Raw genomic sequence first — 1261 nt, forward strand, 5'->3', positions numbered from 1 at the left:
CCGTCAACTATGCGCTTGTTGTTCGTGTCTACGGCTACCGTAGTGCCATCGGGAATGATCGGCTCCATGCTGTCACCTGTGGCCGGGAAGCAGAGAACTCCAGAACCGTCGGTGTTTGCCCCTACTCGGCGTAGTGTTGACTTGGAGAACCTCAGCTTAAAGCCATTGTGATCCTCGCATTGAACGCGTCCATCGCCACAAGCAAATTCAATATCCTTAAGAAAAGGCACTTCAACCTCGTCAGCAGGAAGCGGGGTGTTTTTGTCCCATGCGTCGACAGTTCCCCACTCTGATTCAGGACCAATATTTGATTCTTTAGCGTCTGATCGCATGGGGCCAACACCTGAACTTAGCCATTCAGGTTTAACCATCAAAGCATTTGCCAGCTCTACCAACTTTGTTGTCTGGTTAGCTTTTCCCGTTTCTATCTTCTGGATAGCAGCTTGGCTTACCCCAACCAGATCCCCGAGAGCCTTTTGTGTAAGGCCTCGTAATGTCCTGGCTTCCTTCAGTCTTTCAGCGAGTGTCGTTTTCATATACGCAATCTACAACCGTGGTTTTATTCCATCAAACGAAAATGGTTGTTGACTAAATACAACCATAGTTTTATTCTTCATTTATATTCACTACGGAGGTTGTTATGAATCCAACCATTAAAACCGCCATTACCATCGTCGGGTCTCAAAAAGCCCTTGGTGAAGCATGCGCAGTATCGCAGCAGGCGGTTTACAAGTGGCTACACAACAAAGCAAAGGTTTCTCCGGAGCATGTGAACAGCATCGTGAAAGCAACTGGTGGTGAAATTCAGGCCTACCAGATTCGCCCTGACTTACCGACGCTGTTCCCATCACCGATCGACAACAACGCCGCCTAATGGCGGCATAACCAATTAAATCAGAGGAAGTATCGCAAATGGAGACCTTAACGACACGCAACAAAGCGGAGGCGCGACGAATTGAGAGCTGGGTGCAGCGGCAAATCGCAGATCTTGGGACCACCAGGATCGCCGAAGTAGCTGGCATCAACAAATCCACAGTCAGCCGGTGGCGGGAGAACCTGGTCCCGAACATGTCGCTGCTGCTGGCCATCCTGATTTCGAACCGGGATGGGGTGAAGGGAGATTTTGAAGCATGAACGCAGAAAGGGGAAAAGCCGCGCTGTTGGTAGCAGCAACGGCTTTCAAGACACTGTGTTACGCCAAGTAACGGGAGTAATTATGGCAAACACCGCCAGAGTAATCAAATTCCCTGCGCAACAACCG

General features: G+C 49.9%; 3 protein-coding genes. 2 read left to right on the forward strand and 1 reads right to left on the reverse strand.

Annotated features, from left to right (window positions below):
• On the reverse strand, positions 1–536 hold a 536-nt coding region (locus V6E55_RS25435; protein ID WP_316944124.1), incomplete at its 3' end, for an XRE family transcriptional regulator.
• 104 nt (positions 537–640) lie between these two features.
• On the opposite strand from V6E55_RS25435, the gene V6E55_RS25440 reads away from it, so the two are divergent.
• Both V6E55_RS25440 and V6E55_RS25445 read left to right on the forward strand, forming a co-directional pair.
• Complete coding sequence (locus tag V6E55_RS25440) at positions 641–874, forward strand: transcriptional regulator (RefSeq protein WP_060617458.1); 234 nt, start codon at positions 641–643, stop codon at positions 872–874.
• A gap of 38 nt (positions 875–912) precedes the next feature.
• The gene (locus tag V6E55_RS25445; protein ID WP_102790037.1) at positions 913–1134 is read left to right on the forward strand and encodes a CII family transcriptional regulator; all 222 of its coding nucleotides are present in this window, start codon (positions 913–915) and stop codon (positions 1132–1134) included.
• The last annotated feature ends 127 nt before the right edge of the window (positions 1135–1261 follow it).

The sequence above is a fragment of the Enterobacter sp. 342 genome (assembly GCF_036663495.1).
Lineage (GTDB): Bacteria > Pseudomonadota > Gammaproteobacteria > Enterobacterales > Enterobacteriaceae > Enterobacter.